This is a genomic window from Idiomarina sp. 017G, assembly GCF_004362265.1.
In the GTDB taxonomy this organism is placed as follows: domain Bacteria; phylum Pseudomonadota; class Gammaproteobacteria; order Enterobacterales; family Alteromonadaceae; genus Idiomarina; species Idiomarina loihiensis.
In genome coordinates this window covers 1-25,415 of record NZ_SNWT01000015.1, presented here as the reverse complement: position 1 = coordinate 25,415, position 25,415 = coordinate 1, and the positions used below count along the sequence as shown (strand labels likewise).

39 protein-coding genes are annotated in these 25,415 nt (G+C 46.2%); 32 read left to right on the top strand and 7 right to left on the bottom strand.

Annotation, left to right across the window (positions count from 1 at the left end):
• Window positions 1–30: 30 nt before the first annotated feature.
• The 15 genes from dusA (at window position 31) to DEU30_RS13420 (ending at window position 9,603) form a co-directional block, all read left to right on the top strand.
• Window positions 31–1,029: a tRNA dihydrouridine(20/20a) synthase DusA gene (dusA, locus tag DEU30_RS13490; protein ID WP_011235156.1), complete on the top strand. Its 999-nt coding sequence runs from the start codon at window positions 31–33 to the stop codon at window positions 1,027–1,029.
• A gap of 172 nt (window positions 1,030–1,201) precedes the next feature.
• Window positions 1,202–1,459 (top strand): hypothetical protein, encoded by a 258-nt coding sequence (locus DEU30_RS13485; protein ID WP_011235155.1) that lies wholly within the window; start codon window positions 1,202–1,204, stop codon window positions 1,457–1,459.
• Window positions 1,460–1,633: 174 nt separating this feature from the next.
• Window positions 1,634–2,854 (top strand): dipeptidase, encoded by a 1,221-nt coding sequence (locus DEU30_RS13480; RefSeq protein WP_114982467.1) that lies wholly within the window; start codon window positions 1,634–1,636, stop codon window positions 2,852–2,854.
• Between the two features lie 208 nt (window positions 2,855–3,062).
• Window positions 3,063–3,374, top strand: a complete 312-nt coding sequence (rpsJ, locus tag DEU30_RS13475; protein ID WP_053954198.1) for a 30S ribosomal protein S10 — start codon at window positions 3,063–3,065, stop codon at window positions 3,372–3,374.
• Between the two features lie 38 nt (window positions 3,375–3,412).
• The gene (gene rplC, locus DEU30_RS13470; RefSeq protein WP_110013991.1) at window positions 3,413–4,051 is read left to right on the top strand and encodes a 50S ribosomal protein L3; all 639 of its coding nucleotides are present in this window, start codon (window positions 3,413–3,415) and stop codon (window positions 4,049–4,051) included.
• An 18-nt stretch (window positions 4,052–4,069) separates the two neighbouring features.
• Window positions 4,070–4,675 (top strand): 50S ribosomal protein L4, encoded by a 606-nt coding sequence (rplD, locus tag DEU30_RS13465; protein WP_011235152.1) that lies wholly within the window; start codon window positions 4,070–4,072, stop codon window positions 4,673–4,675.
• Window positions 4,672–4,974: a 50S ribosomal protein L23 gene (gene rplW / locus DEU30_RS13460; RefSeq protein WP_011235151.1), complete on the top strand. Its 303-nt coding sequence runs from the start codon at window positions 4,672–4,674 to the stop codon at window positions 4,972–4,974. The genes rplD and rplW overlap by 4 nt, the downstream gene beginning before the upstream one ends.
• A gap of 14 nt (window positions 4,975–4,988) precedes the next feature.
• Window positions 4,989–5,813 (top strand): 50S ribosomal protein L2, encoded by an 825-nt coding sequence (rplB, locus tag DEU30_RS13455; RefSeq protein ID WP_011235150.1) that lies wholly within the window; start codon window positions 4,989–4,991, stop codon window positions 5,811–5,813.
• Between the two features lie 16 nt (window positions 5,814–5,829).
• Window positions 5,830–6,108 (top strand): 30S ribosomal protein S19, encoded by a 279-nt coding sequence (rpsS, locus tag DEU30_RS13450; protein WP_034822534.1) that lies wholly within the window; start codon window positions 5,830–5,832, stop codon window positions 6,106–6,108.
• 13 nt (window positions 6,109–6,121) lie between these two features.
• Complete coding sequence (gene rplV, locus DEU30_RS13445; protein ID WP_054489115.1) at window positions 6,122–6,454, top strand: 50S ribosomal protein L22; 333 nt, start codon at window positions 6,122–6,124, stop codon at window positions 6,452–6,454.
• 10 nt (window positions 6,455–6,464) lie between these two features.
• Window positions 6,465–7,145 carry a 30S ribosomal protein S3 gene (gene rpsC / locus DEU30_RS13440; RefSeq protein ID WP_054489113.1) on the top strand — a complete coding sequence of 227 codons (681 nt, stop codon included), beginning with the start codon at window positions 6,465–6,467 and terminating at the stop codon, window positions 7,143–7,145.
• Between the two features lie 11 nt (window positions 7,146–7,156).
• Window positions 7,157–7,570 (top strand): 50S ribosomal protein L16, encoded by a 414-nt coding sequence (gene rplP, locus DEU30_RS13435; RefSeq protein WP_011235146.1) that lies wholly within the window; start codon window positions 7,157–7,159, stop codon window positions 7,568–7,570.
• Window positions 7,570–7,761 carry a 50S ribosomal protein L29 gene (rpmC, locus tag DEU30_RS13430; RefSeq protein ID WP_011235145.1) on the top strand — a complete coding sequence of 64 codons (192 nt, stop codon included), beginning with the start codon at window positions 7,570–7,572 and terminating at the stop codon, window positions 7,759–7,761. Before rplP ends, rpmC begins: the two co-directional genes overlap by 1 nt.
• Window positions 7,761–8,024: a 30S ribosomal protein S17 gene (gene rpsQ, locus DEU30_RS13425; RefSeq protein ID WP_011235144.1), complete on the top strand. Its 264-nt coding sequence runs from the start codon at window positions 7,761–7,763 to the stop codon at window positions 8,022–8,024. The genes rpmC and rpsQ overlap by 1 nt, the downstream gene beginning before the upstream one ends.
• Window positions 8,025–8,190: 166 nt before the next feature.
• Window positions 8,191–9,603 carry a carbohydrate porin gene (locus tag DEU30_RS13420; RefSeq protein WP_114982462.1) on the top strand — a complete coding sequence of 471 codons (1,413 nt, stop codon included), beginning with the start codon at window positions 8,191–8,193 and terminating at the stop codon, window positions 9,601–9,603.
• Between the two features lie 36 nt (window positions 9,604–9,639).
• Here DEU30_RS13420 and DEU30_RS13415 read toward each other — a convergent pair whose 3' ends face one another.
• Genes DEU30_RS13415 through DEU30_RS13390 form a run of 6 tightly spaced genes read right to left on the bottom strand, consistent with a single transcriptional unit; the run spans window position 9,640 to window position 15,447 of the window.
• Window positions 9,640–10,032: a Na+/H+ antiporter subunit G gene (locus tag DEU30_RS13415; protein WP_011235142.1), complete on the bottom strand. Its 393-nt coding sequence runs from the start codon at window positions 10,030–10,032 to the stop codon at window positions 9,640–9,642.
• 13 nt (window positions 10,033–10,045) lie between these two features.
• Window positions 10,046–10,315 carry a K+/H+ antiporter subunit F gene (locus DEU30_RS13410; protein WP_011235141.1) on the bottom strand — a complete coding sequence of 90 codons (270 nt, stop codon included), beginning with the start codon at window positions 10,313–10,315 and terminating at the stop codon, window positions 10,046–10,048.
• The gene (locus DEU30_RS13405; protein ID WP_011235140.1) at window positions 10,309–10,797 is read right to left on the bottom strand and encodes a Na+/H+ antiporter subunit E; all 489 of its coding nucleotides are present in this window, start codon (window positions 10,795–10,797) and stop codon (window positions 10,309–10,311) included. The genes DEU30_RS13410 and DEU30_RS13405 overlap by 7 nt, the downstream gene beginning before the upstream one ends.
• Before the next feature lie 5 nt (window positions 10,798–10,802).
• Window positions 10,803–12,317, bottom strand: coding sequence for a monovalent cation/H+ antiporter subunit D (locus DEU30_RS13400; RefSeq protein WP_114982461.1), 1,515 nt, complete (start codon window positions 12,315–12,317; stop codon window positions 10,803–10,805).
• Window positions 12,317–12,658, bottom strand: a complete 342-nt coding sequence (locus DEU30_RS13395; RefSeq protein WP_011235138.1) for a Na+/H+ antiporter subunit C — start codon at window positions 12,656–12,658, stop codon at window positions 12,317–12,319. Before DEU30_RS13395 ends, DEU30_RS13400 begins: the two co-directional genes overlap by 1 nt.
• Window positions 12,658–15,447 (bottom strand): monovalent cation/H+ antiporter subunit A, encoded by a 2,790-nt coding sequence (locus DEU30_RS13390; protein ID WP_114982460.1) that lies wholly within the window; start codon window positions 15,445–15,447, stop codon window positions 12,658–12,660. Before DEU30_RS13390 ends, DEU30_RS13395 begins: the two co-directional genes overlap by 1 nt.
• Window positions 15,448–15,719: 272 nt before the next feature.
• Between DEU30_RS13390 and rplN the strand changes: the two genes are divergently transcribed.
• The 17 genes from rplN (at window position 15,720) to rplQ (ending at window position 24,213) form a co-directional block, all read left to right on the top strand.
• The gene (rplN, locus tag DEU30_RS13385) at window positions 15,720–16,088 is read left to right on the top strand and encodes a 50S ribosomal protein L14 (RefSeq protein ID WP_006956444.1); all 369 of its coding nucleotides are present in this window, start codon (window positions 15,720–15,722) and stop codon (window positions 16,086–16,088) included.
• A 10-nt stretch (window positions 16,089–16,098) separates the two neighbouring features.
• Window positions 16,099–16,413, top strand: a complete 315-nt coding sequence (gene rplX / locus DEU30_RS13380; RefSeq protein WP_011235136.1) for a 50S ribosomal protein L24 — start codon at window positions 16,099–16,101, stop codon at window positions 16,411–16,413.
• 20 nt (window positions 16,414–16,433) lie between these two features.
• Window positions 16,434–16,973, top strand: coding sequence for a 50S ribosomal protein L5 (gene rplE, locus DEU30_RS13375; protein ID WP_011235135.1), 540 nt, complete (start codon window positions 16,434–16,436; stop codon window positions 16,971–16,973).
• An 11-nt stretch (window positions 16,974–16,984) separates the two neighbouring features.
• Window positions 16,985–17,290 carry a 30S ribosomal protein S14 gene (rpsN, locus tag DEU30_RS13370; RefSeq protein ID WP_011235134.1) on the top strand — a complete coding sequence of 102 codons (306 nt, stop codon included), beginning with the start codon at window positions 16,985–16,987 and terminating at the stop codon, window positions 17,288–17,290.
• A gap of 26 nt (window positions 17,291–17,316) precedes the next feature.
• Window positions 17,317–17,709 carry a 30S ribosomal protein S8 gene (rpsH, locus tag DEU30_RS13365; RefSeq protein WP_011235133.1) on the top strand — a complete coding sequence of 131 codons (393 nt, stop codon included), beginning with the start codon at window positions 17,317–17,319 and terminating at the stop codon, window positions 17,707–17,709.
• A gap of 14 nt (window positions 17,710–17,723) precedes the next feature.
• Window positions 17,724–18,257 (top strand): 50S ribosomal protein L6, encoded by a 534-nt coding sequence (rplF, locus tag DEU30_RS13360; RefSeq protein ID WP_011235132.1) that lies wholly within the window; start codon window positions 17,724–17,726, stop codon window positions 18,255–18,257.
• Between the two features lie 9 nt (window positions 18,258–18,266).
• Window positions 18,267–18,620: a 50S ribosomal protein L18 gene (rplR, locus tag DEU30_RS13355; RefSeq protein WP_011235131.1), complete on the top strand. Its 354-nt coding sequence runs from the start codon at window positions 18,267–18,269 to the stop codon at window positions 18,618–18,620.
• Window positions 18,621–18,629: 9 nt separating this feature from the next.
• Complete coding sequence (rpsE, locus tag DEU30_RS13350; RefSeq protein ID WP_011235130.1) at window positions 18,630–19,130, top strand: 30S ribosomal protein S5; 501 nt, start codon at window positions 18,630–18,632, stop codon at window positions 19,128–19,130.
• A gap of 6 nt (window positions 19,131–19,136) precedes the next feature.
• A complete protein-coding gene (rpmD, locus tag DEU30_RS13345) occupies window positions 19,137–19,319 on the top strand; it encodes a 50S ribosomal protein L30 (RefSeq protein WP_011235129.1) in 183 nt (60 codons plus the stop codon).
• A gap of 3 nt (window positions 19,320–19,322) precedes the next feature.
• Window positions 19,323–19,757, top strand: a complete 435-nt coding sequence (gene rplO, locus DEU30_RS13340; RefSeq protein ID WP_011235128.1) for a 50S ribosomal protein L15 — start codon at window positions 19,323–19,325, stop codon at window positions 19,755–19,757.
• Between the two features lie 5 nt (window positions 19,758–19,762).
• On the top strand, window positions 19,763–21,091 hold the full coding sequence (gene secY / locus DEU30_RS13335) for a preprotein translocase subunit SecY (RefSeq protein WP_011235127.1): 1,329 nt from the start codon (window positions 19,763–19,765) through the stop codon (window positions 21,089–21,091).
• A gap of 24 nt (window positions 21,092–21,115) precedes the next feature.
• Window positions 21,116–21,229, top strand: coding sequence for a 50S ribosomal protein L36 (gene rpmJ / locus DEU30_RS13330; RefSeq protein ID WP_006956433.1), 114 nt, complete (start codon window positions 21,116–21,118; stop codon window positions 21,227–21,229).
• A gap of 120 nt (window positions 21,230–21,349) precedes the next feature.
• Window positions 21,350–21,706: a 30S ribosomal protein S13 gene (gene rpsM / locus DEU30_RS13325; protein WP_011235126.1), complete on the top strand. Its 357-nt coding sequence runs from the start codon at window positions 21,350–21,352 to the stop codon at window positions 21,704–21,706.
• Between the two features lie 12 nt (window positions 21,707–21,718).
• Window positions 21,719–22,108, top strand: a complete 390-nt coding sequence (rpsK, locus tag DEU30_RS13320) for a 30S ribosomal protein S11 (RefSeq protein WP_011235125.1) — start codon at window positions 21,719–21,721, stop codon at window positions 22,106–22,108.
• Between the two features lie 28 nt (window positions 22,109–22,136).
• Window positions 22,137–22,757 (top strand): 30S ribosomal protein S4, encoded by a 621-nt coding sequence (gene rpsD / locus DEU30_RS13315; protein WP_011235124.1) that lies wholly within the window; start codon window positions 22,137–22,139, stop codon window positions 22,755–22,757.
• A 25-nt stretch (window positions 22,758–22,782) separates the two neighbouring features.
• Complete coding sequence (gene rpoA, locus DEU30_RS13310) at window positions 22,783–23,772, top strand: DNA-directed RNA polymerase subunit alpha (RefSeq protein WP_011235123.1); 990 nt, start codon at window positions 22,783–22,785, stop codon at window positions 23,770–23,772.
• Between the two features lie 39 nt (window positions 23,773–23,811).
• A complete protein-coding gene (gene rplQ / locus DEU30_RS13305) occupies window positions 23,812–24,213 on the top strand; it encodes a 50S ribosomal protein L17 (protein ID WP_011235122.1) in 402 nt (133 codons plus the stop codon).
• Between the two features lie 76 nt (window positions 24,214–24,289).
• Here rplQ and DEU30_RS13300 read toward each other — a convergent pair whose 3' ends face one another.
• Window positions 24,290–25,072 carry a hypothetical protein gene (locus DEU30_RS13300; protein WP_034823220.1) on the bottom strand — a complete coding sequence of 261 codons (783 nt, stop codon included), beginning with the start codon at window positions 25,070–25,072 and terminating at the stop codon, window positions 24,290–24,292.
• Between the last annotated feature and the right edge of the window lie 343 nt (window positions 25,073–25,415).

Genomic DNA, 25,415 nt, shown 5'->3' with positions numbered 1-25,415 from the left:
TGTCGGTTAACTTTTTACCGGGTGGATGTTTTGACCGAACCATATTCTTATAAGCTTTCTGTAGCCCCGATGCTGGACTGGACCGATCGGCATTGCCGGTATTTTCATCGTCTCCTGACCAGGAGTACCTTGCTTTATACCGAGATGGTAACGACAGGTGCGATTATTTTTGGTCAGCAGGATTTTCTGGCATTCAATGCAGAGGAACATCCGGTTGCTTTGCAGCTTGGAGGTTCGGAGCCCGCGGCTATGGCCGAGTGCGCGCGTTTGGCACAAGAGCGGGGGTACGATGAGGTTAATATTAATGTCGGTTGCCCATCTGACCGAGTGCAAAATGGTAGCTTTGGCGCGTGCTTGATGGCTCAACCGGAAAAGGTTGCAGAATGCGTAAAGGCAATGAAAGCGGTAACCGATATTCCGGTTACCGTAAAAACCCGTTTGGGCATTGATGAGCAGGATTCTGATGACTTTCTATATGAATTAACCGATGCCGTTGTTGCTGCTGGTGTTGATCAACTGACTTTGCATGCCCGTAAAGCCTGGCTGCAAGGCCTTAGCCCGAAAGAAAACCGGGATATTCCTGAATTGCAGTATGAACGGGTTTACCGGGCCCAAAAAAGATACCCTGATGTCCCCGTGGCGATTAACGGCGGAATTGTCGAATTGCATGAGGTTAAGCAGCATTTAAACCAGGTCCATGGGGTGATGATTGGCCGGGCAGCCTACCAAAATCCCTGGTTACTTACTCAGCTTGATTCTTTGAGTGAAACGAAGCCGGCAGAGTTAACTCGTGAGGCTGTAGTTACCGCGATGATACCTTATATCGACAACCATATTCGACAGGGCGGGCGCGCCTGGCATGTGGCCCGCCATATGCTGGGACTGTTTCAGGGAATGACCGGAGGTAAGCGGTGGCGCCAGTATCTTAGTGTGAAAGGCCCCAGAGCTACCAGCGCCGAACAACTGCTTTATGGTGCTCTGGCTTTTCGCGATGATCACAGTCAGCACGTATCATCATTAACGTCATAAATTGACTAAAAGTTGGTGAAAAACACTAACCTGAGAAATCTTCTTTCTCTCAGTTAAAAATAAAAAGTGATTATATAACAAATGGTTAGTAACATTTAAAAAGATGGCACAACCTTTGAATTACATAGTGTGACTTAACTAACGCACTGTCATTTATTCAAAGGAGAAAATCATGAAAGCGTTAATCGTAAGTGTTGTCAGTGGTGTTATGTTGTTCAGTGCATCGGTCTCAGCTGCCGATGAGAATAGAGATTCTATCACTGCTGAGCTTCAAGCTCAGATTGCTGAAATTTCTGAAGAAGCGATGCAAAGTGTCAAACAGTCGGTTTCAGAGTCAATTGAAGAGTGGGTTATAGAGTTTTTGCCTGATTTAAAGCAAGCTGAAACTCAGATTGACCCTTCTGAACAAAAGAATAAGCAGTCTCAGTAAGGGGCCCCCGTGATTTTATTAGATCAATGGTGGCTCATTTGGTTGGCGGCACCGGTATTAGGAACCTTGATTGTCGGCGCTGTCATAAGTTTCAGCGTATCAGTAATGCGGCACAGCTAGACTTTTGCTACTCTGCGTATATCTCGTATAAAAATAAAAAGAGGAATACGTATGATGAAGTCTCTGATAGCCGCTTCTGTACTGGCCGTTATTACCGGTTGTGCAACAGCGGGGCAAGCTGCAACCAACGGTTCTGAACAAGCGGAATATACCGCTAGTGACAAAGCTGAAAAATTGGCGAAGCAGTATTTACTAATAGACACACATATTGATGTACCTTATCGAATTCATGATAAGTGGGAAGATGTAACAGAGGCCACTGCAGAAGGGGATTTTGACTACCCGCGTGCAGTAGAAGGTGGCCTCGATGCCCCGTTTATGTCTATTTATATTCCGGCCTCTTATGAAGAGAGTGGTGGCAGTGTTCAGTTGGCTCATGAGCTTATCGACGGTATGGAAGCGCTTGTCGGACGTGCACCAGATAAGTTCGCAATGGCTTATAGCACTGATGATATCCGCGAAAATAAAGAGCAAGGCTTGATGTCAATTGCTTTGGGCATGGAAAACGGCACTCCTATCGAAGGCGATCTTGACAACCTGCGTATGTTCTATGAGCGCGGTATTCGCTACATTACTCTGGCTCACTCATTATCTAATCACATTTCAGACTCTTCTTATGACATTCGCCGTCAATGGGATGGCTTAAGTCCATTTGGTAAAAAATTGGTCAAAGAAATGAATAAGGTCGGGGTTATGGTTGATGTGTCGCACATTTCCGATGAGGCGTTTTATCAGGCGGTTGAAATTAGTGACGCTCCGGTCATTGCGTCGCATTCGTCGCTGCGCTCTTACACTCCAGGTTTTGAACGTAATATGAGCGATGACATGCTAAAGGCCTTGGCGAAAAATGAGGGCGTTATCCAAATTAACTTTGGTTCGTCGTTTTTGGCTGAGCAGGCCAACCGTTACCGTGACATGATGAAAAAGCGGATTACCGCAGTAAAAGAGCAATATGGCGAAGACAGCGACGAAGCGAAACGTCGCATTAAGGACATTGAAGCCAATAATCCGTATCCATTTGCGACTTTAGATACCGTTTTAGACCATATCGATCATGTACGTGATTTGATTGGGGTTGAACACATCGGTGTGGGCTCTGACTACGACGGTGTTGGTGACTCTTTGCCGGTTGGACTAAAAGACGTATCTACCTATCCAAACCTTGTTCAGGGGTTGATGGACAGAGGGTATTCAGATAAAGAAATTGAAATGATTCTGGGCGGTAATTTAATGCGTGTTTGGGAGCAAGTAGAAGACTACGCCAAAACACATTAAGGCCTTGACACCAGGCCGCGAGTCGGTATAATTCGCGGCCACGTCTTTTGAGTTTATCGGCTTTGGCCGTGTGAAAGGCGTTCGACAACAGTCCCGATTGGGGACTGAATGGTTGACGTAGAACATCGCACCCCCGGTATGTGCCAGGGAGGTTGCGATTTTCTGTGCTCTTTTTTAAATGCTCTTTTATTGAGGCTTTGATTTATTTATGGCTAATCAAAGAATTCGGATTCGTTTGAAAGCGTTCGATCACCGTCTGATCGACCAGTCGACTGCAGAGATTGTTGAAACTGCAAAACGCACTGGTGCTCAGGTACGTGGTCCTATCCCACTGCCAACACGGAAAGAACGTTTCACCGTGCTGACTTCACCACACGTAAATAAAGACGCGCGTGACCAGTACGAAATCCGCACCCACAAGCGTCTGATTGATATCATGGACCCTACTGACAAAACGGTTGACGCGCTTATGCGTTTAGATTTGGCAGCTGGCGTTGATGTACAGATCAGCTTGGGTTAAGTGGGCAGTAATAGGATTACACACGAGAGGTTTTAACAATGGCTATAGGTCTAGTCGGTCGTAAAGTAGGAATGACGCGTGTCTTCCAGGAAGACGGCGCTTCTGTTCCTGTTACTGTGATCGAAGTGCTGGCGAACCGTGTGACTCAGATTAAATCTGATGACACTGACGGTTACCGTGCCCTTCAAGTAACCACAGGCGAGAAGAAAGCGAGCCGTGTAACCAAGCCTTTAGCAGGTCATTTTGCTAAAGCTGGTACAGAGGCTGGTCGTGGTCTTTGGGAATTCCGCCTGCAAAATGGCGAAGGCGAAGATTACGCAGTAGGTTCTGAACTGACTGTTGATATTTTTGCAGAAGTTAACAAAGTAGACGTTACTGGTACTTCAAAAGGTAAAGGCTTTGCCGGTACTGTGAAGCGCTGGAACTTCAGCATGCAGGACGCTACTCATGGTAACTCATTATCTCACCGTGCACCGGGTTCAATCGGTCAAAACCAGTCGCCTGGTAAAGTATTCAAAGGCAAGAAAATGGCTGGTCAGATGGGTAATGAGCAAGTCACTACGCAATCACTTGAATTAGTTCGGGTTGATGCAGAGCGCAGCTTGTTGTTGATCAAAGGTGCGGTCCCGGGTGCAACCGGAAGTGATGTGATCGTTAAACCAGCGGTCAAGGCATAACGTCTGAGGAGAATAGTGATGGAATTAACATTGAAAGACGCAAAAGGCGCTCTTGAGGTTTCCGAAGCTACCTTTGGACGTGAGTTTAATGAAGCCCTTGTCCATCAAGTAGTTGTAGCTTACGCTGCAGGTGCTCGTCAGGGCACAAAAGCTCAGAAAACTCGTTCTGAAGTAGCCGGAGGTGGTAAGAAGCCTTGGCGTCAAAAAGGTACTGGTCGTGCCCGTGCAGGTACAATCCGTAGTCCTATCTGGCGTTCTGGTGGTGCGACTTTTGCAGCTAAACCGCAAAATCACAGCCAGAAAGTAAACAAAAAAATGTACCGCGGTGCGATTAAAAGCATTTTGTCGGAACTGATTCGTCAGGAACGTTTGATTGTTGTTGAGAAGTTTGGTGTTGATGAGCCAAAAACAAAGCAACTGGCAGCGAAACTGAAAGAAATGGATCTGAACGACGTTTTGATCGTGACAAAAGAAGTTGATGAGAACCTGTTCTTAGCTTCTCGCAACTTGCATAAAGTCGACGTGCGCGATGTTCAGGGTATTGACCCTGTCAGTCTGATTGCTTTCGAGAAAGTGCTGATGACTGCTGACGCCGTCAAGCAGCTTGAGGAGGTGTTATCATGATGCGCGAAGAACGTTTGCTTAAAGTGATTTTAGCACCTCACGTTTCGGAAAAATCGACTAACACTGCTGAAAATAACAACACGGTTGTTTTTAAAGTAGCTGTTGATGCGACTAAAACCGAAATCAAAGCGGCTGTCGAAAAATTGTTTGAAGTTGAAGTCAAAAACGTACGTACAGTCAACGTGAAGGGTAAAACCAAACGTACTGGTTCTCGTTTTGGGAAACGCAGTGACTGGAAGAAAGCGTATGTTGCCTTGAATGAAGGTGCTGACATTGACTTCTCAGGCGGCGCTGAGTAACAGGAGGAATAAACATGGCTGTAGTTAAAAGTAAGCCTACGTCTCCGGGTCAACGCCACGTCGTTAAAGTCGTCGGTCAGGACCTGTACAAAGGCAAGCCTTACGCACCATTGCTGGAAAAAAACAGCAAGTCTGGTGGTCGTAACAATAACGGTCGTATCACGGTTCGTCACATTGGCGGTGGTCATAAACACCACTACCGTGTAATCGACTTTAAACGTAATAAAGATGGTATCCCTGCAAAGGTTGAGCGTATTGAATACGATCCTAACCGTTCAGCGAATATCGCTTTAGTTTTGTATGCTGACGGTGAACGCCGTTACATTCTGGCTCCGAAAAACCTTTCAGTAGGCGATCGTATCCAGTCTGGTGTTGATGCACCAATAAAGCCTGGTAACAGCCTGCCAATGCGCAACATCCCTGTGGGTAGTGTTGTTCACGCGGTAGAGTTACAGCCAGGTAAAGGCGCACAGATGGCTCGTTCAGCGGGTGCTTATTGCCAGATTCTTGCTCGTGACGGTGCTTATGTTACTGTTCGTTTACGTTCAGGTGAGATGCGTCGCGTTCAGTCTGAAGGTCGTGCAACTATCGGTGAAGTAGGTAACGCAGAACACATGCTGCGTCAATTGGGTAAAGCCGGTGCAAACCGCTGGCGTGGTATTCGTCCGACCGTTCGTGGTGTGGCGATGAACCCAGTTGATCACCCTCACGGTGGTGGTGAAGGCCGTACCTCTGGTGGACGTCATCCTGTGACTCCATGGGGCACGCCGACCAAGGGCTACAAAACCCGTAAAAACAAGCGTACTGATAAGTTCATCGTACGCCGTCGCAACAAATAAGAGTTGAGGATAAAACATGCCACGTTCTCTTAAAAAAGGTCCATTTATTGACCTTCACCTGCTAAATAAGGTGGAGAAAGCGTTGGAAGCCGGGGATAAAAAGCCAATTAAAACTTGGTCCCGTCGTTCAATGATCATCCCAGATATGATCGGCCTGACAATCGCTGTTCACAACGGTCGTCAGCACGTTCCTGTCTACGTGACAGATGAAATGATCGGTCATAAATTAGGCGAATTCGCGCCAACCCGTACTTATCGCGGCCATGCTGCTGATAAGAAAGCGAAGAAACGGTAAGAGGTAGAGAGTGATGGAAGCAATTGCTAAACACCAATTTGCCCGCGTTTCAGCGCAGAAGGGCCGTTTGGTCGCAGACCAAATCCGTGGACTTCCAGTAGAAAAAGCACTGGATATCCTGGCATACAGCCCCAAAGCATCTGCTGTCTTAATCAAGAAAGTACTTGAGTCAGCAATCGCGAACGCGGAACATAACGAAGGTGCGGATATCGATGAGTTAAAAGTAGCCCGGGTCTTTTTAGACGAAGGTCCTACTATGAAGCGCATCAAGCCACGGGCGAAAGGCCGTGCCGATCGTATCTTTAAGCGCACCAGCCACATTACTGTGGTCGTGTCAGATAGCTAGGAGATAAATTATGGGTCAGAAAGTACATCCTAATGGTATTCGCCTAGGTATCTCCAGACCATGGAATGCAACCTGGTATGCGAATACAAATGAGTTCGCTGATAACCTGCACAGTGATTTTCAGGTACGTAAGTTCCTGACAAAAGAACTGCGCAACGCATCAGTCTCTCGTATCGTTATCGATCGTCCAGCTAAGAGCGTTCGTGTGACTATTCACACAGCACGCCCTGGTGTGGTTATCGGTAAGAAAGGCGAAGACGTAGAAAAGCTGCGTAAGCAAGTTTCTAAATTGACAGGTGCTCCTGCGCAAATCAACATCTCAGAAGTTCGTAAGCCTGAGTTGGATTCGCAGCTAGTAGCTGACAATATTGCTGGTCAGTTGGAACGTCGTGTCATGTTCCGTCGTGCTATGAAACGTGCTGTACAAAACGCCATTCGCTTGGGTGCCAAAGGCATCAAAGTTGAAGTGAGTGGTCGTTTAGGCGGCGCAGAAATTGCACGTACTGAGTGGTATCGTGAAGGCCGTGTACCGCTGCACACATTACGTGCAGACATCGACTACTCGACCTCAGAAGCGAACACCACTTACGGTATCATCGGTGTTAAGGTCTGGATTTTCCGTGGTGAAGTTCTTGGTGGACTTCCAACTGAAGAAAAGCCAGCTCCTAAGCGCGGCAAGAACCGTAAGTAAGGAGAGACGATATGTTACAACCTAAGCGTACAAAATTCCGTAAGGTTCACACAGGCCGCAACCGTGGTCTGGCGCAGTCTGGTAACAAAGTCAGCTTCGGTACTTTTGGTTTAAAAGCTACTGACCGTGGTCGTATGACCGCGCGTCAAATCGAAGCAGGCCGTCGTGCAATGACTCGTCACGTTAAGCGTCAAGGTAAAATCTGGATCCGTGTATTTCCTGACAAGCCTATTACCAAAAAGCCTTTAGAAGTTCGTATGGGTAAAGGTAAAGGTAACGTCGAATACTGGGTTGCTCAGATTCAACCAGGTCGCGTTCTGTATGAAATGGACGGTGTTCCTGAAGAGTTGGCACGTGAAGCGTTCCGCCTGGCGGCACGTAAACTGCCTTTCAAAACCACTTTTGTGACTCGGACGGTAATGTGATGAAAGCAAGTGAACTGAAAGATAAAACCGTTGAGCAGCTGCAAGAAGAGTTGTTAGGCTTGCGTCGTGAGCAGTTTAATCTGCGCATGCAGGCAGCAACTGGTCAGCTGAATCAGACTCACATGATGAAACAAGTGCGTCGTGATATCGCACGTGTTAAAACCATCTTAAATGAGAAGGCAGGTGCGTAATGACTGACGAAAAACGTGTTCGTACTCTGCAAGGCAAAGTTGTCAGCGATAAGATGGATAAAACCATCACTGTAGCTGTTGAACGTCGTGTAAAGCACCCGGTATACGGGAAGTACATCACGCGTACAACTAAAGTACATGCGCATGACGAAGAAAACCAGGTTAAAGCTGGCGATACCGTGATTGTTCGCGAATGTCGTCCGCTGTCTAAGAATAAATCTTGGACTCTGGAAGAAATCGTTGATCGCGCGACTGTTGTCTAAACGCAGATAGCGAAAAGAAATTAAAAGGCCTCCCTTGCGGAGGCTTTTTTTTTGATCTAAACCTTAATAGGTTTAGTACAAATATCTGAAATTAAATAAATTTCTTTTTAACATAAGAAATAATAAATACGCACACCAATGCGTAGTTCTCAGAGGGAGACAATTCATGTCAAAAAGTTTATTTTTTGCAGCTACTGTGCTTGCGGCAAGTCCGGTCATTGCTGCTCCTCAAGATAGTAATTCGGTTGAACAGGAAATTCAGGCATTAAAAGAACGTTTAGCTCAATTAGAGAAACGGCTTGAAGAAAAAGAAGAGCGTGAAAAAGAAGAAGTTGTTGTTGTAAAAGAACGAGAAGTAGAAAAAGGCAATGAAATTGCCAGTAACGAAAACAGTTCGAAGCGCAGAGTTGTCTACGACTCTGGAGTCCATGCACGTTTAGACGAGCTGGAAAAGAAAACGGAAGAGAATGAAAATTGGCCAATAAAGATTCATGGTGCTGTTCGTTTTCAGTATGAATACAATAATTATGACTCAGATAATGAAAACCGCGGTGGCGATTTGGATTTCGATATTTTCCGTCTGAATTTTGATGGAGAAATGGGAGGTGTCATCCTTTCTGCTGAATATCGTTGGTTTAATTATCAGGACGTTATTAAACACGCTTGGTTTGGTTATGACTTCACCGATAAACTGCAGGGGCAGGTTGGTGTTGTAAAAATCCCATTTGGCAACATGCCTTACAACTCCCACAGTTATTTCTTCAATAGTACTTTCTATGTTGGCCTGGAAGACGAACATGATAACGGTATTCGGTTCAAATACCGTGGCGATGAGTGGGATTTTGATTTAGCTTACCTGAAATCAGATGAGCAGGGCGGTATTGACGGCTCAACATCTGATCGTACAGCGCGCTATAACTATGACACCGTGGGTATTCGGTTACCAGGTCAGGGCGCTTATGACGAACCGGGTTTACCTGTAGGTGAGAGCAATAGTTATGCTTTCAGAACCGCACGTAAGTTTACCTTCAGCGATGATGAGAACTTAGAGCTTGGTGTGTCTTTGCAAGGCGGGAATTTGTATTCAGGAACGGCCGCTGAAGGCTTCACAGATGCACAGGCGTATGAGAATCAGAATGTTGGTAATCGTATGGCCTGGGCCGCTCATGGTGTCTACAATAACGGCCCCTGGAACGTACAGTTACAGTATTCAGACTATGACTACGATATAAAACTAGAAAACCGTGGTGTTTACATGGCTGCTTACGCTTATTACGACGCAATTCCTGCTGAAGCGAAACTGTATACAGCTAATGTTGCTTATACTTTGCCAGTAGATATTGGTCCTCTGACAAGCTTAACTTTCTATAATGACCACAGCTTAATGACCGATAAAATGGGTTATCAAGATGATACCTGGATGAACGTTCTAGGGGTTGCTGTTGCAGCCGGCGGCGGTTTTTATACTTATGTTGATTACGTAAGAGCAAAAAACCAACCATTTATTGGTGGTAATACCGCAACTGATGGTGGCGAGGTCAATGACCGCTTTAACATTAACTTTGGTTACTATTTCTAAAGCGATTTAAGTTTTTACTGCGAAAGACATGGAACCTTATGGTTCCATGTCTTTTTTATTAGGCAATATATGCTCGTAAGAATCCCCTTCCTGACGAAAGTCTTTTGTTCGATTAAACATCTTCAGTTCTGTATGTAATGCGGCTTTAGCCATAATGTGGGCGCTGATAGGTGCCGTCAAAAACAGGAATATGGCAATCAGAAGTTCGTTCAGGTTAATCGACCCTTGTACCGAAGTAATAAGAATAGAAGCTATGACTATGCCTCCAATGCCTATTGTGGTGTTTTTCGTGGGGGCGTGTAAACGAGTAAAAAAGTCGGGGAGTATTGCTAACCCCAAAGAGCCAATAAAGGCAAATATAGCGCCTAATAAGATAAAGAAGGCCGCTAGCCACTGTGACCATGCTGGTAATTGGTTCAATGCATCCATAAGGTTTTCCTTTTTATTCTATTAGGTCGCCACGCAGTAAAAATTTACCTGCCGCGATGGTACCGACAAAACCGAACATGGCAATGAGTAATGCTGCTTCAAAATAGGTTTGCGTGTTTTGGTACATACCCAGCAACAGCAGTAAAGCCAGCGAATTAATGTAAATTGTATCCAGAGCCAGTATTCTGTCCGGTAGATCGGGTCCTTTAATAAGGCGCCAGAAATTCATTAATACCGATAGACTGAATAACAAGAAGGCAATGTGTAGTACCGTCGTTAACATTGGAATATCTCCTTCAGGCGACGCTCATAACGGTTTCGAATCGTTTTTATGACTTCTTCCGGGCTTTCTTCTGAGAATGCGTGAATAAGAATGCCTTTGCGCCCACGAGTAATTTCGCAGGATACCGTTCCCGGCGTCAGTGTTATGGTACTTGCAAGAAGAGTAACCGGAAGCTCCTCTTTCATATCCAGTGGAAAAACAAACAGCGCGGGTTTTATCGAGCGAGGTTTCCCAAGAATCATACCGGCAACCTTAAAGTTAGCCACGACAATGTCATTCAACAGAATGAAAAAATAGACGACAGCCAGGTCGGGGCGCTTAACTTTTGCAAAATTAGGCCAGGCGTCACGGAATAAAAATGGAATAAACCAGGAAAATAAAGCGCCCAGTATGATCACCCCGGGCGAAACTGAGTTAAATAATAGAACCCATAGCGTCAATAAGAAAAAAGATAACAAAGGTGTCGGAAATAGTTTTTTCATAGTAATTATTCCACTCCTTTTGTCAGCACGCGGGATGGGTACTGGTCTATGTCGTAAAGCTGTTCAGCGACATCATCGGTATAGTTGCGTATTGGGCTGGCAAATAACGTCATAACAACCGATAACGACAGAAGCATAACAACAGCAGCTCTTTTCCCTAAAGGAGCGGATTGTTCATTCGCTTTACCCGACAGTGTGTGCCAGAGCATTTTACTTCCCGCCCGGGTGACTGAAATAAGCATAATAAGAGTTGCGCCTAACATGGCACCCCACAGCCAAAAACTCGCCCCGTTTGGGCTTGCCGACTCCATAATCATAAGCTTTCCGACAAAGCCTGACAGAGGTGGTAAACCAATTATTGCTATTGCAGCAATTAAAAACATGACTGAATAAGTAGAATGATTGGCCATTTTCTTGCCGGATACGATGCGTGATGCGGTTTTACCACGTTCGAACGCAATAAGGTCGGCCAGTAAAAATAATGCGCCAGTTATAAAGGTTGAGTGGATTAAATAAAACAGCATGGCGCCGGTTGTCGCTACTCCATTTAAGCTGTAGGTTGCGATAAGTGTACCAATAGAAATGACCACTAAATAAGCCACAAGCAAGCGCAAGTCGCGAGCTCCAATAATTCCGATAGCGCCGGCAAGCATGGTAATGAGACCCATAACCCAAAGCCAGTCATGTGCAATGAGTGCGAGTTCATTAGCTTCAGGGCCGAAAATGAGTGTGTAGACCCGAACTATGGCGTAAACACCAACTTTTGTCATTATTGCGAATAGAGCAGCAACAACTCCGGTGGTTGTGGAGTACGCTTGAGGCAGCCAGAAGTGCAGTGGCAGGATAGCCGCTTTAATGCCGAATACTATCAATAACATCATACCACCGGCTTTAGCTAAGGCGGCCTGGTCACCACTTAATTGTTGAACTTGCGTTGCAAGGTCTGCCATATTCAACGTACCGGTAACGCCGTATAGAGTGCCGATACCAATCAAGAAAAGAGCAGATCCCAAAAGGTTGAGCAATACGTAGTGTAGGGTCGTGCGCAAACGGAATTTTCCTCCGCCGTGCATTAATAGTGCGTACGAGGAAATCAGGAGGACTTCGAAGAAGACGAATAAGTTGAAAATATCGCCGGTAGCAAAAGCCCCCATAATGCCCATCACCTGAAACTGAAATAATGCCTGAAAGTGAGAGCCAAGATTATCTTCGGCATAACAGCCGTAGATGAGCACCGGTAACGCCAGTATTGCCGTTATCAGCATCATCAGAGCGCTAAGTTTGTCCACCATCAGGACAATTCCAAATGGCGCGGACCAGTTGCCTAAGGCATAAACAATCATCTGATCCTGGTTAACCTGAACGAGTAGGGCAATACTCAGTATCAAGGTTAATATACTGGATAGCAGGCCTATGGCCCTGCGTTTTGGCTGAGGTCTGTCTCCCCAGGGAAGAAGCTGTAGCAGCGCAGCCAGTAACGGCACCAAAATAGGAAGTATCGCCAAATGTTGTTGCCACATTAGCGGTTGCCCTCCGTACTATTATCTTGTTGGTTAACTTCGTCCGTTCCTATCTCGCCACGGGCGCGCACAGCCAGAATAATTGAATACGCTGTCATGGCGAAACCGATAACGATAGCGGTGAGAACCAGCGCCTGAGGTAAAGGGTCGGCATAGGTTTCCTGAGTACCATAAATTGGTGCTCCGTCTATTGTCAGACGACCGGTTGAAAATAGAAATAAGTTAACGGCATAAGACAGCATAGTAATGCCGACGACCACCGGAAATGAACGGCCGCGCAGAATGAGAAAAACACTGCATGCGGTCAAAATACCAACGGTAACAGAATATAAAGTTTCCATTAATGTCCCTCATGCGTTGGGCGATGACGTGTCGTCATCTTCCCGAAGTTACTTAAAATCATCATAGTAGCGCCAACAACCGTTAGGAAAACGCCAAGATCGAAGAGTAAAGCCGTTGCAAATTCAAATTTACCAACCACTGGCCAGTCTAAATAGGTAAACCAGGAAGTCAGGAAAGGCTTGCCAAACAGCCAGCTACCAAGCCCGGTAAGCGCGGCAATCAAAACGCCAAATGACATTAAAGACTGATAATTAACGCTAAAGCGCTCTTTCATCCAGTCGACACCATTGGCAATGTATTGCAGGATCATCGCCGAAGCGACTATCAGGCCTGCGATGAAACCACCACCCGGTAAGTTGTGGCCTCTTAGGAAGATATAGGCAGCAACTACCATCGCCATGGGTAAAATAATGTTGGCAACAGTTGTTAACATCAACGGGTGTCTAATTCTATGCCAGGGGCGTCCGTCAATATCACTGGAAGGCATAAATGGTTTTAGCTTATTAAGCAGCTTATGAATACCTGCGGCAGCTATTGCCAGAACGGTAATTTCTCCTAATGTATCGAAACCACGAAAGTCCACCAGAATGACGTTTACTACGTTGGTTCCACCACCACCGGATTTTGCATTCGCAAGGAAAAAGTCCGAGATGCTTTCAAACGGTGAGGTCAGTATTGCGAAATTTAAGGTAGCGACAATACCACCAATAAAGCTGGCAATGATTATGTCACGAAAAACTCGGTGGCCAGAAGAGGCCCGACTGGTTTTTTGTGGCATAAAGAACAACGCCAGTATCATTAAGATAATACTGACCACTTCGACAACCAACTGAGTCATGGCAAGATCCGGGGCCGAAAAGTGCGCGAAAGCTAACGACACAACCAGTCCAACCACGGATAGCATCATCAACATCACAAAACGATTACGATGTAATGTAGCGGTGGCAAATGCTGCAGATATCAGGACGATAGCACCAACCATGCTCACCATATCAACAGGTAACTGAGGTTTGCCACCAGTTACCACGCTTAGGTCGCTTAACGAAGGAAGCAACACGACAATCACGCTGATAAGAACAAAAGCAATGTAGCGCTGCAAGGAACCTGTGTCTAAGCGGTCGTAAAAATTTGCTGCTGCATCAGAGGCTTTTTGCACGAGGCGTTCAAAATTGTGTTTAGCGTCCTGCCCGTCAAATTGGCGATTAAATGTAAACAGTTGATCGCGGGAAAGGTATATCAGAATACCGCCAACCACTGCCACTGCGCTCATTAACAGAGGCATGTTAAAGCCGTGCCAAAGCGATAGTTTTACTTCAACAGGAGAGCCGGTAACAGCGGCGGCGGCCTGATCGAGTATACCGGAGACCATAGTCATTGGTGCGACGCCGATAGCTATACAAAGGAACCCTAACACAGCAACCGGTGCAGACATCATGCGAGGAGGATCATGTGGTTTTTTGGGCAGTTCTTTATAGTCGCCGTTAAAGAAAACATCGTGAATAAAGCGAATAGAGTAAGCCACCGACAGCATGGCTCCCACAGTCGCCAAAATAGGAATAAACCATGACAGCCCACCGAATAAATGTTGCTGCAGAGCTTGATCCAGGAATAGCTCTTTAGACATAAACCCGTTAAACGGTGGTATTCCTGCCATTGAGGCCGCTACAATCATGGCAAGAGTAGCCGTTATAGGCATCAGGCTCATAAGCCCTTGCAGTTTACGCATATCACGAGTACCGGACTCATGGTCAATAATGCCTGCTGTCATAAACAGCGCGGCTTTAAATAGAGCATGGTTAATAATGTGAAATAGCGCCGCTATCACAGCCGCCTGGGTGCCTATCCCCAGTAACATACAAATGAGACCCAGATGGCTTACCGTAGAGAAAGCCAGCAAACCTTTAAGGTCGTGCTTTAACAGAGCAAAGTAAGCACCGACTAACATGGTAATTAAACCGGTTAATGTAACCAGGGTAAACCACAGTTCAGTCTCGGCTAATACCGGATGAAAACGTGCTAATAGAAAGATACCGGCTTTTACCATGGTCGCAGAGTGTAAGTACGCACTTACGGGAGTTGGCGCCGCCATGGCATGTGGTAGCCAAAATTGAAATGGAAACTGGGCTGACTTAGTAAAGGCTCCTAATAAAACGAGTATTAAAGCGGGTACATAGTAAGCGTGCGCTTTTATCTGGTCTGCTGCGGCGAATACAGTATCCAGTTGATAGCCACCGGCTATGTGCCCAATTATTAGTAATCCGGCTAACAGTGCCAGACCTCCGGCGCCGGTGGTTGCCAATGCCATGCGAGCACCGCGACGTGCATCACTGCTATGGAACCAATAACCAATAAGTAAAAAGGAAGAGATGCTGGTCAGTTCCCAGAAAACCCACATTAGTAAAATATTATCTGCCATAACGATGCCCAGCATCGATGACATAAATAACAGCAGGCAGGCATAAAAACGGGATTCATCGTCGTCGCTGCTTAAATAGTAGTGAGCATAGCCAATAATCAGTACGCCTATGCCTAATATGAGCCCCACGAAAAGAAGTGACAAGCCGTCCAGACGCACGGCAAAATCAAGCCCTATACCCGGTAGCCATTCCACCATTTGCTTAGGTACTTCACCGGCAAGTGTAGCGGGTACGTACTGAAACAAAACAATTAAGCAGAAAATAGGAACAAGTAGTGTAATCCCAGTCTTTGTCGGTCGCGACGCTTGCTTAAATAATAGCGGTAAGAGCGCACCAAAGAATGGGGCAAAAATAATGAATAGCAGATTCATACCATAGAAGTCCCAAGTCAGCCTGTGCTCTTATAATAAGGTATAATTAACTGAGCAACGTAAAGTATTGAATTTACCATTGGTTCTGCTGCAATCCAACTAAACTAAACCCTTAAGATAGTGAATTTATCTTACGCCTACGAAATTTTCTGAGATTACCCTACCACTTACAAATTTTATCTGTTACACTTCGCGACCCTTTTTATAAGGGAAAAACCAAAGGCAGCACGACCCGAGAGGGTCTGTTTTTTTAACCTAAGCGGGGCACTGAAATGATCCAAATGCAAACTACCCTGGACGTTGCCGATAACTCCGGCGCGCGCAGCGTACAATGTATTAAGGTTCTAGGTGGTTCGCACCGTCGCTACGCAAACATCGGCGATATCATCAAAGTTACTGTCAAGGAAGCAATTCCGCGCGGTAAGGTGAAGAAAGGCGATGTAGTGAATGCGGTGGTCGTTCGCACCAGAAAAGGCGTCCGTCGACAAGACGGGTCGGTCATCCGTTTTGACCGCAACGCGGCTGTGTTGTTGAATAACAACCAACAGCCCATTGGCACACGTATTTTCGGGCCGGTAACTCGTGAACTGCGTTCAGAGCAGTTTATGAAGATTATCTCGCTGGCACCAGAAGTACTATAAGGAGTCAATTATGGCGGCAAAAATTAAACGTGATGACGAAGTAGTCGTCCTGGCAGGTAAGGACAAGGGCAAGCAAGGCAAAGTCCTGAAAGTTCTTACCGATAAAGATCGCGTGATCGTGGAAGGCGTCAACGTAGTCAAGAAACATCAGAAGCCAAATCCGGCTTTAGGTGAATCAGGTGGCATCGTTGAACAAGAAGCAGCAATCCACATTTCGAACGTAGCGATCCTTAACCCAGAGACAGGTAAAGCAGATCGTGTTGGATTTCGTCTTGAAGATGGCAAGAAAGTTCGCTTCTTCAAATCGAACAACGCAATCATTTAATTCAAACTTGGAGTTTTACGATGGCGAAACTGCATGATTTTTACAGAGAATCGGTAGTTCCTGAGCTTATGAAAGAGTTCAGCTACAACAGCGTCATGCAAGTCCCTCGGATTGATAAAATCACCCTTAACATGGGTGTTGGTGAAGCTCTGGCTGACAAAAAAGTACTTGATAACGCAGTGGCTGACCTAGAGGCTATCTCTGGTCAAAAGCCAATTCGTACTGTGGCACGCAAGTCTGTCGCCGGTTTCAAAGTCCGTGAAGGCTTCCCGATTGGCTGTAAAGTAACTCTGCGCGGCGAGCGCATGTGGGACTTTTTGCAACGCTTAATTTCGATTGCAATCCCACGTATCCGTGACTTCCGTGGCCTGAACCCTAAATCGTTCGATGGTCGTGGTAATTACAGCATGGGTGTTCGTGAGCAGATCATCTTTCCGGAGGTCGACTATGACAAAGTCGACAAGGTACGTGGTCTGGATATCACCATTACCACAAATGCTGGCACAGATGACGAAGCTCGTGCTTTGCTAGCTGCCTTTAACTTCCCGTTCAGAAAGTAAGGTGTAGAGTTATGGCAAAACAGTCAATGAAAGCGCGTGACGTGAAGCGAGCTAAAATCGCTTCAAAATACGCAGAAAAACGCAACGCACTGAAAACGGTCATTAATGACCCTAAAGCATCAGACGAAGAGCGTTGGGAAGCCGTACTTAAGTTGCAACAGCTCCCACGTGATGCCAGTCCGACGCGTCAACGTAACCGTTGTCGTATAACTGGTCGTCCTCATGGTTTCCTTCGTAAATTCGGCATGAGCCGAATCAAGGTCCGTGAGATGGCGATGCGCGGTGAAATTCCTGGCTTGAAAAAAGCTAGCTGGTAAGCCACGAATCACGGGAGAAAGCAAATATGAGCATGCAAGATCCAATTGCGGATATGTTCACACGCATTCGCAACGCTCAAGGTGCTAACAAAGTAACGGTTAAAATGCCGTCTTCTAAGCAGAAAGTGGCGATTGCTCAAGTTCTGAAAGAAGAAGGTTTTATTACTGGTTACAGTGCCGAGAGTACTGTTAAACCTGAGCTTGAAGTCGAATTGAAATATTTCGAAGGCAAGCCAGTAATTGAAACAATCGAGCGCGTTAGTCGGCCTGGTCTGCGTATCTATAAGAAACGCAACGAGTTGCCTAACGTAATGGGTGGCCTTGGCATCGCAGTAGTTTCGACGTCTAAAGGCCTGATGACTGATCGTGCCGCTCGCCAAGCTGGTCTTGGTGGCGAAATTATCGGTTACGTAGCGTAATTAGGAGGTAGGAAATGTCACGTGTTGCTAAAGCACCCATTGAAATTCCTGCTGGCGTTGAAGTTACGCTAAATGGCCAGGAAGTCACGATTAAAGGTGCCCAAGGCTCACTGAGTCGTGTTGTAAACGATGCAGTTGAACTGGTAAAAGATGAGAGTGAGTTACGTACTAACGCCCGTGAAGGTGTTGCTAACTCAACAGCTCAAGCTGGTACGGCTCGCGCATTGTTGCAAAACATGGTGGTCGGAGTCACTAAAGGATTCGAACGTAAGTTACAGTTGATAGGTGTTGGTTACCGTGCGCAAGCACAAGGTAAAAAACTAAACCTGACGCTAGGCTTTTCGCATCCTGTGGAGTTCGAGATTCCTGAAGGGATCACAATCGATACTCCGACTCAGACTGAAGTCGTCGTTAAAGGTGCAGATAAGCAGTTAGTTGGTCAAGTTGCCGCTAACATTCGTGCATACCGTAAACCCGAGCCTTACAAAGGCAAAGGTGTCCGTTATGCTGACGAGCAAGTGCGCCGTAAAGAAGCCAAGAAAAAGTAGGGTAATACGATGGACAATAAAGCAGCTCGCTTACGTCGTGCTACTCGCGCACGTAAACAAATTAAAGAGTTGGGTGCAAATCGCCTGGTCGTTCACCGTACACCACGGCATATTTACGCGCAGTTGATCGCACCTAACGGTTCTGAAGTGCTGGCAGCCGCATCGACTGCAGAGAAAAGTGTCCGCGAAGGGCTTAAATCTACAGGTAATGTAGACGCAGCCAAAGTCGTGGGCAAAACTATCGCTGAACGAGCGATTGAAAAAGGCGTTAAAAACGTGTCTTTCGATCGTAGTGGTTTTAAATACCACGGTCGCGTAGCCGCATTAGCGGACGCAGCTCGTGAAGCCGGACTTCAGTTCTAGGAGACGAACATGGCAAATGTAGAAGCTCAAACCGGTGAACTGATAGAGAAGTTGATCACAGTAAATCGTGTAGCAAAAGTGGTTAAAGGTGGTCGTATCTTTAGCTTCACTGCACTGACTGTGGTTGGCGACGGTAAAGGTAAAGTCGGTTTTGGTTATGGTAAAGCGCGTGAAGTACCCGCTGCTATTCAAAAAGCAATGGAAAAAGCACGTCGCAATATGGTTACCGTTCAACTGAAAGGCGACACTTTACAGCATCCTGTTAAAGGACGTCATTCAGGTTCACAGGTATACATGCAACCTGCTTCAGAAGGTACGGGTATCATCGCTGGTGGTGCAATGCGTGCGGTTCTGGAAGTTTCAGGTGTTCATAACGTGCTGTCAAAGGCATATGGTTCAACCAACCCAATCAACGTTGTTCGCGCGACTATCAAAGCGTTGAACGGCATGAAATCGCCGGAGCAAGTTGCGGCGAAGCGTGGATTGCGCGTTGACGAAATACTGGGGTAGTGAACAATGGCGAAAAAGACAATCAAAGTAACACAGACGCGTAGCTCTATCGGTCGTTTGCCGAAGCATAAAGCTACACTACGTGGCTTGGGTCTCCGCCGCATTGGTCACACAGTAGAGTTGGAAGACACTGCTGCAGTCCGCGGTATGGTGAACCGAGTTAATTACATGATTAAGGTGGAGGGATAAGCGATGGAACTTAATACACTTGCTCCCGCACCTGGTGCAAAAAGCAGCAAAAAGCGCGTTGGGCGTGGTATTGGTTCAGGTCTTGGAAAGACTGGCGGCCGTGGTCACAAAGGGCAGAAATCTCGCTCTGGTGGCTCAGTCAAGCCAGGTTTCGAAGGCGGACAAATGCCAATTCAACGTCGTCTGCCAAAATTTGGTTTTACTTCTCGCAAGGCTATGGTCACTGCAGAAGTAAACTTGGCAGAAATCGCGAAGGTTGACGGTGATACCGTTGAACTGGCGACTTTGAAAGCAGCAGGTCTCGTTCGTAAGAACGTACTACACGCTAAAGTCATCAAATCTGGTGAGTTAAGTCGTGCTGTGACTGTAAAAGGTCTTAAAGTCACCAAAGGCGCTCGCGAAGCTATTGAAGCTGCTGGCGGCAAAATCGAAGGATAGAGCAAATGGCTAAACCAGGATTGGAATCAAATCGAGCGCAAGGTGGCTTGTCGGAACTTAAGCGTCGCCTGCTGTTTGTGTTAGGAGCGATTATCGTTTTCCGAGCGGGCTCCTTTGTGCCTATTCCTGGTATTGATGCCGCTGTATTAGCTCAGCTATTCGAACAGCAGAAAGATACCATCGTTGCCATGTTTAACATGTTCAGCGGTGGTGCCTTAGAGCGTGCGTCAGTATTTGCATTAGGTATTATGCCGTATATTTCGGCTTCGATTATTATGCAGTTGGCTAGCGTGGTACATCCGCGTTTGGCCGAGCTTAAGAAAGAAGGTGAGTCTGGTCGTCGTAAGATTAACCAGTATACGCGGTGGGGTACTTTAATACTGGCAACGTTCCAGTCGATTGGTATAGCTACAGGCTTGCCAAATTTGATGCCAGGACTCGTAATAGACCCTGGCTTCGGCTTCTATTTCACTGCTGTAGTGAGCTTAGTCACAGGAACCATGTTCCTTATGTGGTTAGGTGAACAGATTACTGAGCGTGGTATTGGCAACGGTATCTCTATCCTGATCTTTGTGGGTATTGTTGCAGGATTACCTTCCGCTATCGGCCAAACGGCTGAACAAGCGCGTCAAGGTGACTTGCACCTGTTATTGTTGTTATTAATTGGGGTTGTGGTTTTAGCAGTAACTTATTTCGTTGTTTTTGTGGAGCGTGGTCAACGTCGTATCGTCGTTAATTATGCGAAGCGTCAACAAGGTCGTAAGGTATTTGCTGCGCAAAGCACGCACTTGCCATTGAAAGTTAATATGGCTGGTGTTATTCCACCAATTTTTGCGTCAAGTATTATTTTATTCCCGGGTACCATTGCCACTTGGTTTGGCTCTGGTGAAGGTATGGTTGCAGACTTTTTGCAGCAAGTATCGATGACATTGTCTCCCGGTCAGCCGTTATATGTGTTATTGTACGCGGCTGCGATAATCTTCTTCTGTTTCTTCTATACTGCGTTGGTATTTAACCCTCGCGAAACAGCTGACAACTTGAAGAAGTCGGGTGCGTTTATTCCGGGTATTCGCCCAGGTGAACAAACCTCAAGATACATCGATAAAGTAATGACGCGTTTGACATTAGCAGGCGCACTGTACATTACCTTTGTCTGTTTGGTTCCGGAGTTCATGATGATTGCATGGAATGTGCAATTCTACTTCGGCGGTACATCTTTATTGATTATCGTTGTTGTTATCATGGACTTTATGGCACAGGTTCAGACTCATATGATGTCGCATCAATATGACTCTGTCCTGAAAAAAGCCAATCTAAAAGGCTACGGCCGGTAAGATTGGGTAGAACGGAGAGTAGCAATGAAAGTTCGTGCTTCCGTGAAGAAAATCTGTCGTAACTGCAAAATCATCAAGCGTAACGGTGTAGTTCGCGTTATTTGCACTGATGCTAAGCATAAGCAACGACAAGGTTGATTCGAAGGAAAGGCTTGCGGCTTAGTCGCCGCAGCCTTTGAAGTATTTGCAATTCGGCAATCGGTTGAGTATCCTAACGGGCTTTTCAACTGAAGCCTACAAACTGAAGGAGACGTGTTAGTGGCCCGTATCGCTGGCATTAACGTTCCTGACAATAAGCATGCAGTCATAGCTTTGACTGCAATCTACGGTGTTGGCCGTACTCGTTCACAGCAGATTCTTGCTGCTACGGGTATCGCTGAAGACACCAAGATTGGTTCATTGTCAGAAGACAAACTGGACGCGCTTCGTGACGCTGTATCAAAGTTCGCCGTAGAAGGTGATCTGCGTCGTGAAGTATCTATGAACATTAAACGTTTGATGGACCTCGGGTGTTTCCGTGGACTTCGTCATCGTCGTAGCTTACCTCTACGTGGGCAGCGCACTAAAACAAATGCGCGCACTCGTAAAGGTCCGCGCAAACCAATCAAGAAATAGGGGGATTGAGTAATGGCTAAAACACCAACTCGCTCTCGAAAGCGCGTTAAAAAGCAGGTCGCCGATGGCATGGCTCATGTGCATGCATCTTTCAACAACACCATTATTACCATTACTGATCGCCAGGGTAACGCACTAGCGTGGGCTACTGCAGGTGGATCAGGGTTCCGTGGTTCACGGAAATCAACGCCGTTCGCAGCACAGGTTGCAGCAGAACGCGCAGGTGAAATGGCGAAGGAATACGGACTGAAAAACCTGGAAGTATTTGTGAATGGTCCAGGCCCGGGTCGTGAATCATCGATTCGTGCCCTGAACGCCGTTGGTTACAAAATCACAAATATTACCGATGTGACACCGATTCCTCACAACGGTTGTCGTCCGCCTAAGAAACGTCGCGTTTAAGGCGTGAATCGATAGTTGGAGAAAGATCATGGCTAGATATTTGGGTCCAAAGCTCAAGCTGAGCCGTCGCGAAGGAACAGATTTGTTCCTGAAGAGCGGCGTTCGCGCAATCGATTCTAAATGTAAGATCGAAACTGCACCAGGACAACACGGCGCGCGTCGCGGTCGTTTGTCAGATTACGGTGTTCAGTTGCGTGAGAAACAGAAAGTTCGTCGTATGTACGGCGTACTGGAAAAGCAATTTCGTAACTACTACAAAGAAGCTGCACGACTGAAAGGCAATACCGGTGAAAACCTGTTGCAGTTGCTGGAACAGCGCTTGGATAACGTAGTGTATCGCATGGGTTTTGCGTCAACACGCGCAGAAGCTCGTCAGCTGGTCAGTCACAAAGCAGTTGTTGTGAATGGTCAGGTAGTGAACATTCCATCGTTCAAGGTTCGTCCTGAAGATGTCGTTTCTGTTCGTGAAAAAGCGAAGAAACAGGCACGTATCGGAGCAGCACTGGAGCTTGCAGAACAACGCGAAAAGCCAGTCTGGATAGAAGTAGACAACAACAAATTGGAAGGTGCATTTAAACGTCTTCCAGAACGTAGCGACTTGTCTGCTGAAATTAACGAACAGTTGATCGTAGAGCTTTACTCTAAGTAAAGCTTAAGCATAGAGAGAGGACACAATGCAGGGTTCTGTTACCGAATTCCTAAAGCCGAGGTTAGTCGACATCGAGCAAATCAGCCCGACTCATGCCAAGGTGACACTGGAGCCTCTGGAACGCGGCTTTGGTTATACACTAGGTAATGCGTTACGTCGCATTTTACTGTCGTCAATGCCAGGCTGTGCAGTGACTGAGGTTGAAATCGATGGCGTGCTGCACGAATACAGCAGCAAAGAGGGCGTTCAGGAAGATGTCATTGAAGTTTTATTAAACCTGAAAGGGCTGGCAGTCAGCGTTGAAGGTAAAGATGAAGCAACTCTGACTTTGAATAAATCCGGAGCAGGTCCTGTAACAGCAGGCGATTTCACCCACGATGGTGATGTTGAAATCGTTAATCCTGAGCACGTTATCTGTCATCTGACAGGCGACTATGAACTTGTTATGCGAGTGAAAGTCGAACGTGGTCGTGGTTACGTGCCTGCGGCATCTCGTCAGTCCGCTGATGATGATGAACGTCCAATCGGTCGTCTTTTAGTCGACGCGTCGTTCAGCCCGGTAGAACGCATTGCATATTCTGTAGATGCGGCTCGTGTTGAACAGCGCACCGACTTAGACAAGCTGGTTATCGAAATGGAAACCAATGGTACATTGGATCCAGAAGAAGCTATCCGCCGTGCAGCAACAATTTTAGCTGAACAGTTGGATGCCTTCGTAGAACTTCGTGATATCAGTGAACCGGAAGAAAAAGAAGAGAAGCCGGAGTTCGATCCGATCCTTCTGCGTCCGGTAGACGACTTGGAATTGACTGTTCGATCTGCGAACTGCTTGAAAGCAGAAGCGATTCAGTACATTGGTGACTTAGTACAACGCACTGAGGTCGAGTTATTGAAAACTCCGAACTTGGGTAAGAAGTCGTTGACTGAAATCAAAGACGTGTTGGCTTCACGTGGTTTGTCTCTAGGCATGCGCCTTGAGAACTGGCCACCAGCCAGCTTAATTGACAACGACTAAGGTCACCTTAGTAATAGATTTACTGAGAAGGGTATAGGTATGCGCCATCGTAAGAGTGGTCGTCAACTAAATCGAAACAGCAGCCATCGTCAGGCAATGTTCCGCAACATGGCAAGCTCTTTAGTGCGTCATGAGATCATCAAGACGACTTTGCCAAAGGCAAAAGAGTTACGTCGCGTTGTTGAGCCGTTGATCACAATGGCAAAACAAGACAGCGTAGCAAATCGTCGTCTGGCGTTCGCACGCACACGTGACAAAGAGGTTGTTGGCAAGCTGTTTAATGAATTAGGCCCGCGTTATGAAGAACGCCCAGGTGGTTACACTCGCATTATGAAGTGTGGCTTCCGTACAGGTGATAACGCACCAATGGCTTACATTGAATTAGTTGGTCGCCCAGAAGTTGAAGAAGTTGAAGAAGTAGCTGAAGAAGCTGCGGAGTAAACCGCTTCGGAAAGTTAAAAAGCCGGCTGAAGTACAGCCGGCTTTTTTGTGTCTAAAACCAAGTGGTAATAACTAATTAGAGCCTTTCGTTGAAAATCTTAGCGAAGGTTTCCTTTTCCAGATAACCTTCCTTTACTAACCATTCAAGTTCCTTGCGGCTAACTCCTGACTCTTTCGCTTCCAGAGTTAAAATTCTCCAATCTTCTTTGCTAATTTCGTATGTGCCCTCTTCATCATCTGAACCAACAAAAAAGTCCTTCATAACGGCAATTAAAGCTGTTGCTGTCTCCGGTAAAGCCTTTATCGACTTAGTCAATGAAGAAAAAATTGAACTAGGTGCTTCCTGCGCTGCGGTTCTCAAAACAGACTCAGTAAAATCAGGATGGGACGCGACAGCTTTGCGTATAATAGTTTCAGCCTGATCAGGTTGACGTTGCAAAGCAATAGTAATGATATCATCAATATAAGCGGGCTCGGTTTGAATAGCTGCCTCAACAATGGCATTACATAAATCTGGGTAACGAGCTATAGCAATGTCGACGACAGTATAAGTAACTGCAGGCTCCGCTTGCATGGCGGCTATTACAATGGCGGTTACTCTACTCTCTCTGGTATCAAAAGCGGCATTAACGATATAGGCAGCATGTTCTGGGTAGTTATTAATCAGAATGCGTACAGTTCGCATAATAGAGAAGTTTTTATTGAGGTGACTTTCGATAATACTTCGGTAAGTATCTTGTAAAGTGGAAGACGAATTTTGGAGGCTGCCATCAAAAGTAGCAGCATGACTCGTTCGTATGGCGCTTGAACTAAGAGTTGCAACAAGCAAACAGGTAAAAGTTATTGATTTCCAGCGCATAAGATTTAAGCCCTTTATGTAATTCCAACTTATTAGAGTGATTCAATATAACAACAGTTCAAGGTAATCACAAAAAAACAACAAAATAGAATTAAAAACGAGCAAATCTAAGGGTTTTAGTTACAGCTGGTTGTTTTTTGTTCGGTTAAACTTTTTGATCGAAAAAGATCTTGCAAGGCTCAGAGAGATCACTATAATTCGCCGCCGTTGTCATGAGTTATCTGCAAAGTGTATTTGCAACAAATTCGGACAACGGCGTTTTGTTTTAACCGGGCTGAAAAAGCTGAAAAAAATGGGTTGACGAAACGAAAGGGACGTGTAGAATACGCCTCCCTGCTTCGAA

Bases quoted from the DNA above. Each gene is read 5' to 3' on its own strand.
- rpsN (WP_011235134.1), top strand. From the start codon at position 16,985: ATGGCAAAACAGTCAATGAAAGCGCGTGACGTGAAGCGAGCTAAAATC.
- rpsC (WP_054489113.1), top strand. From the start codon at position 6,465: ATGGGTCAGAAAGTACATCCTAATGGTATTCGCCTAGGTATCTCCAGA.
- rplV (WP_054489115.1), top strand. From the start codon at position 6,122: ATGGAAGCAATTGCTAAACACCAATTTGCCCGCGTTTCAGCGCAGAAG.
- rplP (WP_011235146.1), top strand. From the start codon at position 7,157: ATGTTACAACCTAAGCGTACAAAATTCCGTAAGGTTCACACAGGCCGC.
- rplO (WP_011235128.1), top strand. From the start codon at position 19,323: ATGGAACTTAATACACTTGCTCCCGCACCTGGTGCAAAAAGCAGCAAA.
- DEU30_RS13485 (WP_011235155.1), top strand. From the start codon at position 1,202: ATGAAAGCGTTAATCGTAAGTGTTGTCAGTGGTGTTATGTTGTTCAGT.
- rplW (WP_011235151.1), top strand. From the start codon at position 4,672: ATGATGCGCGAAGAACGTTTGCTTAAAGTGATTTTAGCACCTCACGTT.
- rpoA (WP_011235123.1), top strand. From the start codon at position 22,783: ATGCAGGGTTCTGTTACCGAATTCCTAAAGCCGAGGTTAGTCGACATC.
- rpsD (WP_011235124.1), top strand. From the start codon at position 22,137: ATGGCTAGATATTTGGGTCCAAAGCTCAAGCTGAGCCGTCGCGAAGGA.
- DEU30_RS13390 (WP_114982460.1), bottom strand. From the start codon at position 15,447: ATGAATCTGCTATTCATTATTTTTGCCCCATTCTTTGGTGCGCTCTTA.
- DEU30_RS13415 (WP_011235142.1), bottom strand. From the start codon at position 10,032: ATGGATGCATTGAACCAATTACCAGCATGGTCACAGTGGCTAGCGGCC.
- DEU30_RS13410 (WP_011235141.1), bottom strand. From the start codon at position 10,315: ATGTTAACGACGGTACTACACATTGCCTTCTTGTTATTCAGTCTATCG.
- rpsK (WP_011235125.1), top strand. From the start codon at position 21,719: ATGGCTAAAACACCAACTCGCTCTCGAAAGCGCGTTAAAAAGCAGGTC.
- rpsS (WP_034822534.1), top strand. From the start codon at position 5,830: ATGCCACGTTCTCTTAAAAAAGGTCCATTTATTGACCTTCACCTGCTA.
- DEU30_RS13400 (WP_114982461.1), bottom strand. From the start codon at position 12,317: ATGTGGCAACAACATTTGGCGATACTTCCTATTTTGGTGCCGTTACTG.
- rpmD (WP_011235129.1), top strand. From the start codon at position 19,137: ATGGCGAAAAAGACAATCAAAGTAACACAGACGCGTAGCTCTATCGGT.
- rpsJ (WP_053954198.1), top strand. From the start codon at position 3,063: ATGGCTAATCAAAGAATTCGGATTCGTTTGAAAGCGTTCGATCACCGT.
- rplX (WP_011235136.1), top strand. From the start codon at position 16,099: ATGGCGGCAAAAATTAAACGTGATGACGAAGTAGTCGTCCTGGCAGGT.
- rplE (WP_011235135.1), top strand. From the start codon at position 16,434: ATGGCGAAACTGCATGATTTTTACAGAGAATCGGTAGTTCCTGAGCTT.
- DEU30_RS13480 (WP_114982467.1), top strand. From the start codon at position 1,634: ATGAAGTCTCTGATAGCCGCTTCTGTACTGGCCGTTATTACCGGTTGT.
- DEU30_RS13300 (WP_034823220.1), bottom strand. From the start codon at position 25,072: ATGCGCTGGAAATCAATAACTTTTACCTGTTTGCTTGTTGCAACTCTT.
- rpsE (WP_011235130.1), top strand. From the start codon at position 18,630: ATGGCAAATGTAGAAGCTCAAACCGGTGAACTGATAGAGAAGTTGATC.
- rpmJ (WP_006956433.1), top strand. From the start codon at position 21,116: ATGAAAGTTCGTGCTTCCGTGAAGAAAATCTGTCGTAACTGCAAAATC.
- DEU30_RS13420 (WP_114982462.1), top strand. From the start codon at position 8,191: ATGTCAAAAAGTTTATTTTTTGCAGCTACTGTGCTTGCGGCAAGTCCG.
- rplN (WP_006956444.1), top strand. From the start codon at position 15,720: ATGATCCAAATGCAAACTACCCTGGACGTTGCCGATAACTCCGGCGCG.
- rplR (WP_011235131.1), top strand. From the start codon at position 18,267: ATGGACAATAAAGCAGCTCGCTTACGTCGTGCTACTCGCGCACGTAAA.
- rpmC (WP_011235145.1), top strand. From the start codon at position 7,570: ATGAAAGCAAGTGAACTGAAAGATAAAACCGTTGAGCAGCTGCAAGAA.
- rplQ (WP_011235122.1), top strand. From the start codon at position 23,812: ATGCGCCATCGTAAGAGTGGTCGTCAACTAAATCGAAACAGCAGCCAT.
- rpsQ (WP_011235144.1), top strand. From the start codon at position 7,761: ATGACTGACGAAAAACGTGTTCGTACTCTGCAAGGCAAAGTTGTCAGC.
- rplD (WP_011235152.1), top strand. From the start codon at position 4,070: ATGGAATTAACATTGAAAGACGCAAAAGGCGCTCTTGAGGTTTCCGAA.
- secY (WP_011235127.1), top strand. From the start codon at position 19,763: ATGGCTAAACCAGGATTGGAATCAAATCGAGCGCAAGGTGGCTTGTCG.
- rplB (WP_011235150.1), top strand. From the start codon at position 4,989: ATGGCTGTAGTTAAAAGTAAGCCTACGTCTCCGGGTCAACGCCACGTC.
- rplF (WP_011235132.1), top strand. From the start codon at position 17,724: ATGTCACGTGTTGCTAAAGCACCCATTGAAATTCCTGCTGGCGTTGAA.
- rpsH (WP_011235133.1), top strand. From the start codon at position 17,317: ATGAGCATGCAAGATCCAATTGCGGATATGTTCACACGCATTCGCAAC.
- DEU30_RS13405 (WP_011235140.1), bottom strand. From the start codon at position 10,797: ATGAAAAAACTATTTCCGACACCTTTGTTATCTTTTTTCTTATTGACG.
- DEU30_RS13395 (WP_011235138.1), bottom strand. From the start codon at position 12,658: ATGGAAACTTTATATTCTGTTACCGTTGGTATTTTGACCGCATGCAGT.
- rplC (WP_110013991.1), top strand. From the start codon at position 3,413: ATGGCTATAGGTCTAGTCGGTCGTAAAGTAGGAATGACGCGTGTCTTC.